This window comes from Pseudomonas sp. nanlin1 (assembly GCF_045571515.1).
GTDB lineage: Bacteria > Pseudomonadota > Gammaproteobacteria > Pseudomonadales > Pseudomonadaceae > Aquipseudomonas.
The window spans coordinates 3,797,651-3,810,261 of the sequence record NZ_CP124218.1 but is presented as its reverse complement, the minus strand read 5'-3'; the positions used below and the strand labels follow the sequence as shown (position 1 = coordinate 3,810,261).

The window sequence follows — 12,611 nt, the reverse complement described above, 5'->3', positions numbered from 1 at the left end:
GGCGATGGTCTGAGTGTAAAGCTGCTGGTCACGCCCCGCCACCAGGACGTCTCTTCTTTTACCCGAACAAGCCCCTACATGTTCAGACCTCTCTTCGTTTTCATTGGCGCACGTTATACCCGCGCCAAACGCCGCAACCACTTCGTCTCGTTCATCTCCCTGACCTCGATGATCGGGCTCGCCCTGGGCGTGATCGTGATGATCGTAGTGCTTTCAGTGATGAATGGCTTCGACCACGAAATGCGCACCCGCGTGCTGGGCATGGTGCCCCATGCGACCATCGAGGCCGGCCAGCCAATCGATCATTGGCCTGGCGTGGCGGCCAAGGTCCGGCAGAACCCCCAGGTTGAGGCCGTAGCGCCATTCACCCAGATGCAAGGGCTGCTCACTCACGACGGCAAGGTGCAAAAGGTGCTGCTCAACGGTATCGACCCGGTGCAGGAGCACAACGTCTCGATCATTGATGCCTTCGTCCAGCAGGGCCGGGTCGACGACCTGCGCCCGGGCGAGTTTGGCATCATGCTCGGTGATCGCGCCGCCACCAAGCTAGGTGTGGGTATGGGCGACAAAGTCACGTTCGTCGCTCCGGAAATCACCGTCACTCCGGCTGGGATGTTTCCGCGCCTCAAGCGCTTTACCGTGGTCGGAATTTTCCACGTGGGCGCGGGCGAACTGGATGGCTACCTGGGACTGACCAACCTTGACGACCTGGGCCGCCTGCACCGCTGGAAACCTGGGCAAGTGCAGGGCCTGCGCCTGAAGTTCGCGGACCTATTCCAGGCGCCGCGTACCTCTTGGCAAATCGCCCAGCAGTTAGGCGAGAAGGAATACTTCGCCCGGGACTGGACCCGTACCCATGGCAACCTTTATCAGGCCATTGGCATGGAAAAGGCAATGATCGGCCTGCTGCTGTTGCTGATCGTCGCGGTCGCCGCGTTCAACATCATCTCCACTTTGGTCATGGTGGTGAATGACAAAAAGGCCGACATCGCCATTCTGCGCACGCTGGGTTCGACTCCTGGGCAAATCATGCGGATTTTCATGGTGCAGGGCACGGTGATCGGCGTAGTCGGCACCTTGGTCGGGGCCGCGCTAGGCATGCTTGCGGCACTTAACGTCAGTGCGGCCATCGCTTTGCTGGAAAAACTCATCGGCCACAAGTTTCTCAATGCCGATGTGTACTTTATCGATTACCTGCCGTCCCAATTGCTGGCCAGTGATGTATTTATGGTCTGCGGGGCGGCGTTGGTCCTGAGTTTTCTCGCCACCTTGTACCCGGCCTGGCGTGCGGCGCGCACCCAGCCGGCGGAGGCGCTACGTTATGAGTGAGTCGAGCATGAGCGATCAAGCAGTCCTGAGCTGCCGCAACTTGGGCAAGTCCTACGAGGAAGGCCCAGAGTCGGTGGTGGTACTGGCCAACCTGCAATTGGAATTGCACGCCGGCGAGCGCGTGGCCATCGTTGGCAGTTCGGGGTCGGGTAAAAGCACCTTGTTGAACATGCTTGGGGGGCTCGATACACCGAGCCAGGGCAGCGTCTGGCTGGCCGGTGAAGAGCTTTCTGCGCTGAACGAGCGCGCCCGTGGCTTGTTGCGCAATCGCGCTCTGGGCTTCGTTTACCAGTTTCACCACTTGCTGCCTGAGTTCACCGCGCTGGAAAACGTCTGCATGCCGTTGCTGATCGGCAATACGCCGATCCCTGAGGCTCGCGAGCGCGCTACCACATTGTTACAGCGGGTTGGCCTTGGTCATCGCCTGCAACACAAACCTTCGGAGTTGTCCGGTGGCGAGCGCCAGCGTGTGGCAATCGCCCGGGCACTGGTGAACCGGCCGGGCCTGGTCATGCTTGACGAGCCCACGGGTAACCTCGACCAGCACACCGGCCAGGGCATTCAAGACTTGATGCTGGAACTCAGCGTGTCATTGCGCACAGCGTTCCTGGTGGTCACCCACGACCTGGCTCTGGCCCGGCAGATGGACCGGGTGCTGCGCCTGGAAGACGGTCACCTGGTGCCGATCTAACCGCTGCACGCCCGGCCACGAATACGGCGTGGCAGGGCCTTCCCTTCTTTTTATCGGTGTTAGCGCAAATGTTTCGACCCTTATCCATCTTCATCGGCACGCGTTATACCCGCGCCAAGCGTCGTAACCATTTTATCTCGTTCATTTCCATGACCTCGATGATCGGTTTGGGGCTTGGCGTACTGGCGATGATTGTGGTGCTGTCGGTGATGAACGGCTTTCAGCGCGAGATGAGTACGCGCATCCTCGGTATGGTGCCCCACGCGGTCATCCAGGGGGTCAAGCCGCTGGACGATTGGAAGCCGGCCGCCGATGCCGCGCTGCAAAACCCTGAGGTGCTGGCAGCGGTGCCGTTCACCGAAATGGACGGCATGCTGTCTTATAAGGGTTCGATGCAGCCGATCCAGATCAGCGGCATCGACCCGGCGCGCGAGGGCCAGGTCTCTATCGTTGCCGATCATATCGTGCAAGGTCGCCTCAACGACCTCAAACCCGGCGAGTTTGGCGTGGTCCTCGGTGAAATCACTGCGCGCCGCTTCCGCGTCAACGTAGGCGATCGTCTCACGCTGATCGTGCCCGAGCTGAGCAGTGCGCCAGGCGGTATCACCCCGCGTATGCAGCGCTTGAACGTGGTCGGCATCTTCAAGGTGGGGGCTGAGCTGGACGGTTCGCTGGGCTTGATCCACGTGGCCGACGCTGCGCAGATGCAACGTTGGCAGCCAGGGCAGGTGCAGGGCGTACGGCTCAAGCTCAAAGATCTGTACGACGCTCCGCAAGTGGCCAGCCAAATCGTTGCCGGCCTGGGCAGTGCCTATAAGGCCGATGACTGGACCCACACCCAGGGCAGCCTGTTCAGCGCCATGAAAATGGAAAAGACCATGATCGGCCTGTTGTTGTTGATGATTATCGCCGTGGCCGCGTTCAACATCATTGCCACCTTGATCATGGTGGTGAACGACAAGGGCGCCGACATCGCCATCCTGCGCACATTGGGCGCCACGCCTCGCCAGATCATGGGCATCTTCGTGGTGCAGGGCAGCGTGATCGGCGTGTTCGGCACCCTGGTCGGTGGCATACTCGGCGTTGTCGCAGCCCTGAATGTCAGTACTTTGGTGGGCTGGGTGGAGCGCCTCAGTGGCCAACACATCTTCACTTCAGACGTGTACTTCATCAGCAACCTGCCATCTGAGTTGCAGTGGCCCGACGTCGCGCTGATCTGTGCAGCAGGGCTGGTGCTCAGCTTTCTGGCGACCATCTACCCGGCCTGGCGCGCCTCCCAGATCCAGCCTGCCCACGCTTTACGCTACGAGTGAGCCATGCGCGCCCCGCCAGGGGCGCGTTGGCCTGGCATAACGCAGCATGACGTTCGGGGATCTGCTCATGGCTGCGCAGTGCTAAACTGCCGGGGTTTTCTTAGTCAGGTCGAGCACATGCACCCCGCAGCCGAACACTCGCCGTTGGGCAAGTCCAGCGAATACATCAGCACTTACACCCCTTCATTGCTGTTTCCTATACCCCGCGCCGCTAAATGGGCCGAGCTGGGCCTTAGCGCCGAGACCTTGCCGTACCGTGGTGTGGACTTCTGGAATTGCTTTGAATTGTCCTGGCTGTTGCCTTCAGGCAAACCAGTCGTGGCGATCGGCGAGTTCAGCATTCCGGCGGACTCACCCAATATCATTGAGTCGAAATCCTTCAAGCTGTACCTCAATTCGCTGAATCAGACGCCATTTGCCAGCGTTGACGCGCTAGTGGAGTGTTTGACCGCTGATCTTTCCAGCGCCGCCGGCAAGCCTGTGGGGGTCAAGGTGCGGACCTTGGACGACGTGCAAGCGCAGGGCCTGGCGGCGCTGCCCGGCATCTGCATCGACGGTTTGGACATCGCTATCAATGAATACAACCAACCCCAGCCGGGCTTGCTGCGCTGTGACCCGGCCCGCCAGGTCGAGGAGAGCGTGCACAGCCATCTGCTGAAATCCAATTGCCCGGTGACCGGCCAACCCGATTGGGGCAGCGTGGTCGTGCAGTACCGGGGCGCCGCGCTAGACCATGGCAGCTTGCTGAGCTACCTGGTGAGTTTTCGTCAGCACGCCGACTTCCACGAGCAGTGCGTGGAGCGGATTTTCCTCGACCTGCAGCGCCTGCTTCAACCGCATACGCTCACGGTATTCGCTCGCTACGTCAGGCGAGGGGGGCTGGATATCAACCCCTATCGCAGCACCGAAGCGACGGCGTTCGATAACCGTCGCCTGGTACGCCAATAGCTGCGGCTAGATACCGATATTGCCGAGGGTCTGCACGATGTTACGCAGGGTCCCGGCAACCCCCGGATGCTTGACCTCGAAGTTTTCCACCGCCAGGTTGACAGTATCTGCCAAGCTTTGGTCGTTGGTGGCATTGCCCAGTTCGATACGTGATTCGATTTGCGCCATGAGCGCTCTCAGGTTTTCCCGTTCTTCTTCGGTTTCAGGCGGGTTTTGCTCCAATTGGTCACGTAACGAATTCAGCTGCTCTTGCAGTTCGCTGGCAGGCATGGCGATCTCCCTTCAATAATAGGCACAGCGATGGACCGCAGTGCTCTGGCAAAGGTCCATGGCTGTGTTCAGGGTAATCCACTTCGGCGCCGATCGCGCGCTTGTAAACCTGTCAGGGCTTTTCCCCTTTGTAACGGCGCAGGCCGATGTCACCCAGGCAGTTGGGTAGCGCTTCCAAGTGGTCGATCACCGAGTGTACGCCTAGGGCGTACAGGTCCAGGGTCGCCCGGGCGCGCTTTTGTTTACGTTGTTGGGTGTTCAATGCCTGCCACGCTTCTGGCCCCAGCCCGCACAACGGGCCGCAGGACGCCAGGCCGATGGTCCACAGCCCGGCGTTCAGGCCTGAGCGCAGCAGTTGGGGGTCGCCGCTGACCAGTATGCAGCCCTCGAGGCGGCCGATGCCTAGCTGCATCAGAGCTTGCCAACAGGCGTCGGGCGCCGGCCACGGCGGGGTATCGGGGCGCTGACAGACGCTGCGCACGGAGCTGGGCAGCTCTTGCGCCAAAGCCGAGCAAGTGTGCGCCGGTAGCTGTTCGAGCCAGGCGCAGGGCACCTCGCTGCTCTCCAGAAAGGCCAGCGCCGCCGCGGCGCCAGGCGTGAGGCTGGCGGGTGAGGGTGGGTCCTGTAATACCTCGACACACATTGCCGGGTGGTGGGTGGCGCCGAAATCCACCAGGCAACCACTCAGGCCAAACAATACAGCGGTGGGCAGGGGCAGGCTGGCAGCGGTGTCTGGCATAGGTGGGGTTCACTCTGGAAAAACTTCAGAGTAATCGCCCTATATGACGGCACCGTGACCTGCCCGTGATTCACCACCGTTACATGAGCAACGTACCTAAATCGCGCCCTTGGCTTTATACTGGCCGGGTTTTTCTTGCCGGGCCCGTGCCCATTTGTTTTTCAAGGAGTATCTCTATGGGTGTCATCGACCCTCTGGCGCGGGTTTGCCTGCTGGCAGCCATTGCGTGTGCACCAATGGCTGCCCAGGCCGCGACCGAGGAAGATCCGTGGGAAAGCGTCAATCGGCCGATCTTCCGTTTTAACGACACCCTCGATACCTACGCGCTGAAGCCATTGGCCCAGGGCTACCAGTTCGTGACGCCACAGTTTCTCGAAGATGGCATTCACAACTTCTTCAACAATATCGGCGATGTCGGCAACCTTGCCAACAACGTGCTACAAGCCAAACCTCGGGCGGCGGGCGTGGACACCGCGCGGTTGATCTTCAACACCACCTTTGGCCTGCTCGGTTTCTTCGACGTCGGTACGCGCATGGGCTTGCCGCGCAGCGATGAAGATTTCGGCCAGACCCTGGGCTACTGGGGCGTCGCCAGCGGTCCGTATGTGATGTTGCCGCTGTTGGGCCCCAGCACCGTGCGCGACAGCTTCTCGAAAATCCCCGACAGCTACGCCACGCCCTATCGATACATCGACGATGTGCCGGTCCGTAACACCGCACTGGGGCTTAACCTGATCGACACTCGAGCCAGCTTGCTGTCGGCGGAAAAACTCATCAACGGTGACAAATACACCTTCTTGCGCAATGCCTACCTGCAAAATCGCGAGTTCAAGGTCAAGGACGGGCAGGTCGAAGACGACTTTTAACGTTTTCGCGCCCATAAAAATGGCGACCATCGGGTCGCCTTTTTTATGGCTGGATATTTCAGTCCATTGTGAGGATGCTCAGGCCCAATACCTGATTACCCGTTTCAGGGTCTGCGCCAACCCGGACCACTTTGGCTTCGGCCCGCAAATCTTTCAAAGTGGGGTGGGAGGAGGCCATGTGCACGATAAGAACGTCGTCGGCGGCCGCGGGTGTTTGGGTTTCCAGGGTCACTTGCATACCATTGGAAGAGAGATCACGGCAAATACCGGGCAATGTCTGGCCGTTGAATTCGACAGTGACCTTTGCGTCTACGGTCATTCGAATAAAGTCGCGTTTTTCTTCGTAATCACGATCGATTTGGCTCATGGGGGTCCGTCCTTCGTTTTCGTTAGTGTTCAAGATGTTTTTATAACTCCCAGTGAGTTGCGCCGTAAAGACATTAAGCGGCCATCGGTGCACGCTTGAAACGCCCGTCGGATGGGAGTACCGTCTGCGCCTTATAGGGCATCTTCGATATGGACCACGCAAAACACAATTGTGCTTTGCGAGTTGATCAAGAGGCTAGAAGCGAATCCAGTAAGAAGGCGTTATTCGAGCGCTCTTACGCCAACCCATTTCTGGCGCCGTTTGCCCACATGCAGAAAACCAGTGCAACGCTGCTGATAATCGACGACGACGACGTAGTGCGCGCGAGTCTTGCGGCCTACTTGGAAGACAGTGGCTTCAGCGTCCTGCAGGCCCATAACGGCCTACAGGGGCTTCAGGTATTCGAGCAGGAAAAGCCTGACCTCGTCATCTGCGATCTGCGCATGCCGCAGGTGGGCGGCCTCGAGCTCATTCGGCAGGTCGCCGAGCGCGCGCCTGATATGCCGGTGATCGTGCTGTCAGGGGCAGGGGTCATGAACGACGCTGTCGAAGCGCTGCGCCTCGGCGCCGCCGACTACCTGATCAAACCCCTAGAAGATCTCGCGGTATTGGAGCACTCGGTGCGCCGAGCGCTGGATCGTGCGCATCTGCTGCTGGAAAACCAGCGCTATCGGCAGAAGCTGGAAACCGCCAACCGTGAGCTGGAAGCCAGCCTGCATCTGCTTCAGGAAGACCAGAACGCCGGTCGCCAGGTGCAGATGAACATGTTGCCGGAAAGCCCGTGGAGCACCGACGGTTTCCGCTTCGAGCACCAGATCATCCCATCGCTGTATTTGTCGGGGGACTTCGTCGACTATTTTCGGGTCGACGAGCGGCGCGTAGCGTTTTACCTGGCCGATGTCTCAGGTCATGGCGCCTCTTCAGCGTTCGTCACCGTGCTGTTGAAGTTCATGACGACCCGGCTCATGTTTGAATCCAAACGCAACGGCACCCTGCGTGAATTCAAGCCTTCAGAGGTGTTGGGGCATATCAACCGTGGCCTGATCAACTGCAAGCTCGGTAAGCATGTGACCATGGTCGGGGGTGTAATTGACGAAGAAACTGGTTTATTGACCTACAGTATAGGAGGGCACCTGCCATTGCCGGTGCTCTACACCCATGAGAAGGTCGGTTACCTGCAAGGCCGTGGCCTGCCGGTAGGGCTGTTCAACGAGGCGACCTACACGGATCACGTGATGGAGTTGCCGGAGCGGTTCAGCCTGACCTTGTTTTCCGATGGCATTCTCGATTTGCTGCCAGGGGAAACACTCAAGGACAAAGAAGCGGCGTTACCTGAAATAGTCGACGCCGCGGGCGGCAGCCTGGATGGCATGCGGCATAAGTTTGGATTGGCCACGCTCGGGGAGATGCCGGATGATATCGCCTTGTTTGTGCTGAGCAGGAACCTTGCATGAGTATCGGTAGAATCCAGTTCGCCGAACAGAGCGGCACCTTCGTTCTGAAATTCGTCGGTGAAGTCCGCCTGACTTTATGTTCAGCGCTGGATGCGACTATTGAAAAGATCTTCACTGCCCTGAATTTCTCGGCGATCGTTATCGATCTCACGGAAACGCGGAGCATTGACAGCACGACGCTCGGCCTGTTGGCCAAGCTGTCCATCTTGTCGCGGCAGAAAGTCGGGCTGCTGCCCACCGTAGTGACGACCCATGAGGACATCACGCGTCTGCTCCAATCGATGGGCTTCGATCAGGTATTCAATATCGTCGATCGGCCAATCCCCTGTACCGAATGCCTGACCGACCTGCCTTCTCAGGATCAGTCCGAGGACATCGTCAAGGCCAAGGTATTAGAGGCCCACAAGATCCTGATGGGGCTCAATGACTCCAACCGCGAAGCGTTCCACGACCTGGTGAACGCACTAGAGCGCAGCTAAAACCTAAAACAAAGGGGGGCAAGCCGTTGTCTGCTTGCCCCCCTTTATTTTGTAGCGTGGCGCTTACGCCTTCGAAGCGAACAACTGCTCGAGTTTTTCCTGGTCCCGGGCGAACTGACGAATACCCTCTGCCAGCTTCTCGGTCGCCATCGCATCTTCATTGGATGCCCAGCGGAACTGCGCTTCGTTCAGGCTCTGGCGTGGCTCACTTGGGTTGCCGGGTTTGAGTTTCTGCTCCAGCGAACCCTGGTCTTGCGCCAACTTTTGCAGCAGCTCGGGGCTGATGGTCAAACGGTCGCAACCGGCCAACTGCTCGATTTGGTTGAGGTTGCGGAAACTGGCGCCCATGACCACGGTTTTGTAGTCGTTGGCTTTGTAGTAATTGTAGATACGCGTCACCGACTTCACGCCTGGATCGTCCGCACCGGTGTATTCCTCGCCAGTGGACTTTTTGTACCAGTCATAGATGCGGCCCACGAACGGCGAGATCAGAAACACCCCGGCGTCGGCACAGGCCTGGGCCTGGGCGAAGGAAAACAGCAGCGTCAGGTTGGTCTGAATGCCTTCGCGCTCAAGCTTTTCAGCCGCACGAATACCTTCCCAGGTCGAGGCCAGCTTGATCAGCACGCGGTCGCGCTTGACGCCGGCGGCTTCGTAGAGCTCGATCAGTTGATGGGCCTTGCCCAGCAATGCGGCCTCGTCGAAAGACAGCCGTGCGTCCACCTCGGTGGAAATACGCCCGGGAATAGCCTTGATAATCCCCCCGCCCACAGCAACGGAAAAACGGTCGCAGGCCAAGCCCAGATCGCCTTTGCTTTCTTGCAGGGTACGTTTGACCAGTTCGGCATAGCCGGGGATCGAAGCTGCCTTGAGCAGCAATGAAGGGTTGGTGGTGGCATCCACTGGTTTGAGCTCGGTAATAGCGTCGATGTCGCCGGTGTCGGCAACCACAGTGGTGAATTTTTTGAGTTGTTCGAGCTTGGAAGTCATGTGCGTGCTCTGTCCTGTGCGAATGATTGACACTACCCCAGCGTTGCCAGGATATAAAGAGGCGGAGCGTTTGATCGTAGGTGGCGGGTGCGGTTCCCGCTAATCTTTTGCCTGGCTCACCGGGTCAGAATAGGCCGTCTGCTGGTAGTGCTCAATCAAGCGATCAATCTCCCCGGACATTTTCATTCTGAGCAGGGTGCGCAGGATTCGCTGCACCGGCAGGTTAGGGTCGTTGCGCACGTAGCAACCCAGTTCCTGCTCGCGCACCACGCCCACGCTACGCAAGCGCTGTGCCGGCGGCACGTGGGCATTGAACCAGTCAAGCGACAGTTGGTTGCTGACGGCGTAGCGATAACGCCCGGCCGCCAGCTTGTACATTACCAAGTCCTGGGTGCGGCCGTTGTCACGCAGCAACAGGCCGTTGGCGAAGCGTGTCTGCAAGGTCGGGTAGGTATAGCCCAGGACGGTGCCCACGGTTTCACCGGTAAAGGTTGCCGGGTCTACAGGGGCGTTGTCGTCGGCCGTAGCGATCAGAATATCGCGCTGCATGACCAGTGGCAGGCTCCAGATATAGTCGCCCGACATATTGGGTAGCCAGGACTGCGCCGTATAACAGCGCACGTCGATGTCACCGCGCTCCATGGCGTTTTGCAGGCGCAACCGAGCGATCACGTGAAACTCAGCCGGGGCGTCGAGCTGCTTGGCCAGGCTGGTCATCATGTCGATCAAAATCCCGCCGGTGGCGACGCCATTTTCGATGCGCGCCAGGGGCATGGTCCAACTATCGGAAACTGAAAAACGCAAGGGCGGCTCTGCGGCCATGGCCGAGCTTGCAAGCAGGGCCAAGGCACTTAAAATCGCAAACATAAGTCGGTCCATTACAGCAGCTCGAGTCGTCTTAGCTAGCATAGTGCAATCATCTGCATTGATAGACGAGTGCAATGAGTTATATCGGCCGGCAAAGAGTTTTCTTAGGGCGGTGGGCGTTTAACTGATCGGCATTGAGCGCATCGAGTGCTTTTTTGTCCCTGCTCCGCTACGATTAGCGGTCTTCCGCTTTCCAGATGCGACGGTTTTTCATGAGTTATCAGGTTCTTGCACGTAAATGGCGCCCGCGTTCGTTTCGCGAAATGGTTGGCCAGGCCCATGTGCTCAAGGCATTGATCAACGCGCTGGACAACCAGCGCCTGCATCACGCCTACCTGTTTACCGGTACCCGCGGTGTTGGCAAGACCACCATTGCGCGCATTATCGCCAAGTGCCTGAACTGTGAGACAGGCATTACCTCGACGCCCTGTGGCAGTTGCTCGGTGTGCCGGGAAATCGACGAAGGGCGCTTTGTCGACTTGATCGAGATCGACGCCGCCAGCCGCACCAAAGTCGAGGACACCCGCGAGTTGCTCGACAACGTGCAGTACGCGCCGAGCCGGGGCCGTTTCAAGGTCTACCTGATCGACGAAGTGCACATGCTTTCCAGCCACTCGTTCAATGCCTTGCTGAAAACCCTGGAAGAGCCGCCGCCGTACGTTAAATTCATTCTGGCAACCACCGACCCGCAAAAGCTGCCCGCCACCATCCTGTCGCGCTGCCTGCAGTTTTCCCTGAAGAACATGACCCCGGAACGGGTGGTCGAGCACCTCAGCCATGTGCTGGGGGCCGAAAACGTGCCGTTCGAAGACGATGCCCTGTGGCTGTTGGGGCGTGCCGCCGATGGTTCCATGCGCGACGCCATGAGCCTTACCGACCAGGCCATCGCTTTCGGCGAAGGCAAGGTGTTGGCGGCCGATGTGCGCGCGATGTTGGGCACCCTCGATCACGGTCAGGTGTTCGGCGTTTTGCAGGCGCTGCTCGACGGCGATGCCAAGGGCTTGCTGGAGGCGGTGCGGCACCTGGCCGAGCAGGGCCCCGACTGGGGTGGCGTGCTCGCCGAAATGCTCAACGTGTTGCACCGTGTAGCGGTGGCGCAAGCCTTGCCGGACGCCGTCGATAACGGCCAGGGCGACCGCGACCGCGTGTTGGCCCTGGCCCAGGCTTTGCCGGCCGAGGATGTGCAGTTTTATTACCAAATGGGCCTGATTGGCCGGCGTGATCTGCCGCTGGCGCCAGAGCCGCGCGGTGGCTTCGAGATGGTGCTGTTGCGCATGCTCGCGTTCCGCCCTGCCGACACCGAGGACGCGCCGAGGCAGGTGCTAAAGCCGGTGGGGATCAGCCAGGCCACAGTTGATTCCGCAAAGCCGGTGGCGCCAGCCCCTATACCCGCAGCGGTCGAGAAAGCGCCCGAGCCCGTAGCGCCCAGTGCGCCTAGCGTGGCGGCAGCGGTGGTCGACTTGCCCTGGAACGACCCGGTGCCTGAGCCTGAAATCGGGCCGGAGCCGGAGCCGGAGCCGGAGCCGGAGCCGGAGCCAGAGCTCGAAGCCGAGCCGGAGCCAACACCTGCAGCGGTTGCCGAGCCCGCCCCTGAGCCGATTCTGGACACTGTATCCGAACAGCCGGCATTGACCCCAATGCCCACGCCGACCCCTGCCAGCGCCGTGCCAGACGCTCCTGAGGAGCCCCCCAAGGCTATCGACTACGTCCCGGCCGGCATGGAGCGCGACGATGATGTGCCGCTGGACGAAGACTATTACGAGCCCGACGCCGACCCCGGCGCCTACAGCTACCTGGACGACCTCGCCAGCGAGAGCGTTGCCCAAGAGCCTGCCGAACCCGAGGTGCTGCCCGCTGCAGCGCCGGCTACCGGCCTGGCCTTGCAATGGCTCGAATTGTTCCCCAAATTGCCGATCTCCGGCATGACCGGCAGCATTGCCGCCAACTGCAGCCTGGTGGCCATGCAGGGCGACCACTGGACGCTGCACCTGGACCCGGCCCACAGCGCGCTCTTCAATGCCACCCAGCAGCGCCGCCTGAACGAAGCCTTGAACCAGTTCTACGGGCGCACCCTCACCCTGGACATCGAGCTGGTCAAGCCCGAGCAGGAAACCCCGGCACAAGCCGAGGCGTTTCGCCGCGCCAACCGCCAGCGCGAGGCGGAGGCGTCGATTCACGGTGACCCATTGATAGTACAGATGCTGCAACAGTTCGATGCGACCGTTCGTGCCGACACCATTGAACCTGTCGATGTCGTCGTTGGCCAAAGCCAGTAAGCTAACCCCCTGTCACCGCGCG

At 59.9% G+C, this 12,611-nt stretch carries 13 protein-coding genes; 8 read left to right on the top strand and 5 right to left on the bottom strand.

The annotated features are described in order from the left end of the window. The first annotated feature begins 78 nt into the window (after positions 1-78). The 4 genes from QCL65_RS17525 (at position 79) to queF (ending at position 4,281) form a co-directional block, all read left to right on the top strand. On the top strand, positions 79-1,329 hold the full coding sequence (locus tag QCL65_RS17525; protein ID WP_407310917.1) for a lipoprotein-releasing ABC transporter permease subunit: 1,251 nt from the start codon (positions 79-81) through the stop codon (positions 1,327-1,329). Positions 1,330-1,336: 7 nt separating this feature from the next. After that, a complete protein-coding gene (lolD, locus tag QCL65_RS17520; RefSeq protein ID WP_407310915.1) occupies positions 1,337-2,020 on the top strand; it encodes a lipoprotein-releasing ABC transporter ATP-binding protein LolD in 684 nt (227 codons plus the stop codon). Between the two features lie 68 nt (positions 2,021-2,088). Continuing rightward, on the top strand, positions 2,089-3,333 hold the full coding sequence (locus QCL65_RS17515; RefSeq protein ID WP_407310913.1) for a lipoprotein-releasing ABC transporter permease subunit: 1,245 nt from the start codon (positions 2,089-2,091) through the stop codon (positions 3,331-3,333). 117 nt (positions 3,334-3,450) lie between these two features. Continuing rightward, entirely contained in the window at positions 3,451-4,281 is an 831-nt protein-coding gene (gene queF, locus QCL65_RS17510) for an NADPH-dependent 7-cyano-7-deazaguanine reductase QueF (protein ID WP_407310912.1), read from the top strand. A 6-nt stretch (positions 4,282-4,287) separates the two neighbouring features. Here queF and QCL65_RS17505 read toward each other — a convergent pair whose 3' ends face one another. Further along, positions 4,288-4,551 carry a DUF4404 family protein gene (locus QCL65_RS17505; protein ID WP_407310910.1) on the bottom strand — a complete coding sequence of 88 codons (264 nt, stop codon included), beginning with the start codon at positions 4,549-4,551 and terminating at the stop codon, positions 4,288-4,290. A 112-nt stretch (positions 4,552-4,663) separates the two neighbouring features. Then, the gene (locus QCL65_RS17500) at positions 4,664-5,290 is read right to left on the bottom strand and encodes a hypothetical protein (protein ID WP_407310908.1); all 627 of its coding nucleotides are present in this window, start codon (positions 5,288-5,290) and stop codon (positions 4,664-4,666) included. A gap of 236 nt (positions 5,291-5,526) precedes the next feature. On the opposite strand from QCL65_RS17500, the gene QCL65_RS17495 reads away from it, so the two are divergent. Next, positions 5,527-6,156 carry a VacJ family lipoprotein gene (locus QCL65_RS17495; RefSeq protein WP_407316909.1) on the top strand — a complete coding sequence of 210 codons (630 nt, stop codon included), beginning with the start codon at positions 5,527-5,529 and terminating at the stop codon, positions 6,154-6,156. Positions 6,157-6,214: 58 nt separating this feature from the next. On the opposite strand, the gene QCL65_RS17490 is transcribed toward QCL65_RS17495, so the two are convergent. Next, complete coding sequence (locus tag QCL65_RS17490) at positions 6,215-6,523, bottom strand: PilZ domain-containing protein (protein ID WP_407310906.1); 309 nt, start codon at positions 6,521-6,523, stop codon at positions 6,215-6,217. Between the two features lie 269 nt (positions 6,524-6,792). On the opposite strand from QCL65_RS17490, the gene rssB reads away from it, so the two are divergent. Next, a complete protein-coding gene (rssB, locus tag QCL65_RS17485; protein WP_407316907.1) occupies positions 6,793-7,977 on the top strand; it encodes a two-component system response regulator RssB in 1,185 nt (394 codons plus the stop codon). Next, on the top strand, positions 7,974-8,456 hold the full coding sequence (rssC, locus tag QCL65_RS17480) for an anti-sigma factor antagonist RssC (protein ID WP_407310904.1): 483 nt from the start codon (positions 7,974-7,976) through the stop codon (positions 8,454-8,456). Before rssB ends, rssC begins: the two co-directional genes overlap by 4 nt. Before the next feature lie 63 nt (positions 8,457-8,519). Here the strand turns inward: rssC and tal are convergent, their stop codons facing one another. Together tal and QCL65_RS17470 are read right to left on the bottom strand one after the other, a co-directional pair. Next, positions 8,520-9,446 (bottom strand): transaldolase, encoded by a 927-nt coding sequence (tal, locus tag QCL65_RS17475; RefSeq protein WP_407310902.1) that lies wholly within the window; start codon positions 9,444-9,446, stop codon positions 8,520-8,522. 99 nt (positions 9,447-9,545) lie between these two features. Then, positions 9,546-10,313: a substrate-binding periplasmic protein gene (locus QCL65_RS17470; RefSeq protein ID WP_407310901.1), complete on the bottom strand. Its 768-nt coding sequence runs from the start codon at positions 10,311-10,313 to the stop codon at positions 9,546-9,548. Positions 10,314-10,525: 212 nt separating this feature from the next. Between QCL65_RS17470 and dnaX the strand changes: the two genes are divergently transcribed. After that, on the top strand, positions 10,526-12,589 hold the full coding sequence (gene dnaX, locus QCL65_RS17465) for a DNA polymerase III subunit gamma/tau (RefSeq protein ID WP_407310899.1): 2,064 nt from the start codon (positions 10,526-10,528) through the stop codon (positions 12,587-12,589). Positions 12,590-12,611: the final 22 nt, after the last annotated feature.

Bases quoted from the DNA above. Each gene is read 5' to 3' on its own strand.
- QCL65_RS17525 (WP_407310917.1), top strand. From the start codon at position 79: ATGTTCAGACCTCTCTTCGTTTTCATTGGCGCACGTTATACCCGCGCC.
- lolD (WP_407310915.1), top strand. From the start codon at position 1,337: ATGAGCGATCAAGCAGTCCTGAGCTGCCGCAACTTGGGCAAGTCCTAC.
- QCL65_RS17515 (WP_407310913.1), top strand. From the start codon at position 2,089: ATGTTTCGACCCTTATCCATCTTCATCGGCACGCGTTATACCCGCGCC.
- queF (WP_407310912.1), top strand. From the start codon at position 3,451: ATGCACCCCGCAGCCGAACACTCGCCGTTGGGCAAGTCCAGCGAATAC.
- QCL65_RS17505 (WP_407310910.1), bottom strand. From the start codon at position 4,551: ATGCCTGCCAGCGAACTGCAAGAGCAGCTGAATTCGTTACGTGACCAA.
- QCL65_RS17500 (WP_407310908.1), bottom strand. From the start codon at position 5,290: ATGCCAGACACCGCTGCCAGCCTGCCCCTGCCCACCGCTGTATTGTTT.
- QCL65_RS17495 (WP_407316909.1), top strand. From the start codon at position 5,527: ATGGCTGCCCAGGCCGCGACCGAGGAAGATCCGTGGGAAAGCGTCAAT.
- QCL65_RS17490 (WP_407310906.1), bottom strand. From the start codon at position 6,523: ATGAGCCAAATCGATCGTGATTACGAAGAAAAACGCGACTTTATTCGA.
- rssB (WP_407316907.1), top strand. From the start codon at position 6,793: ATGCAGAAAACCAGTGCAACGCTGCTGATAATCGACGACGACGACGTA.
- rssC (WP_407310904.1), top strand. From the start codon at position 7,974: ATGAGTATCGGTAGAATCCAGTTCGCCGAACAGAGCGGCACCTTCGTT.
- tal (WP_407310902.1), bottom strand. From the start codon at position 9,446: ATGACTTCCAAGCTCGAACAACTCAAAAAATTCACCACTGTGGTTGCC.
- QCL65_RS17470 (WP_407310901.1), bottom strand. From the start codon at position 10,313: ATGTTTGCGATTTTAAGTGCCTTGGCCCTGCTTGCAAGCTCGGCCATG.
- dnaX (WP_407310899.1), top strand. From the start codon at position 10,526: ATGAGTTATCAGGTTCTTGCACGTAAATGGCGCCCGCGTTCGTTTCGC.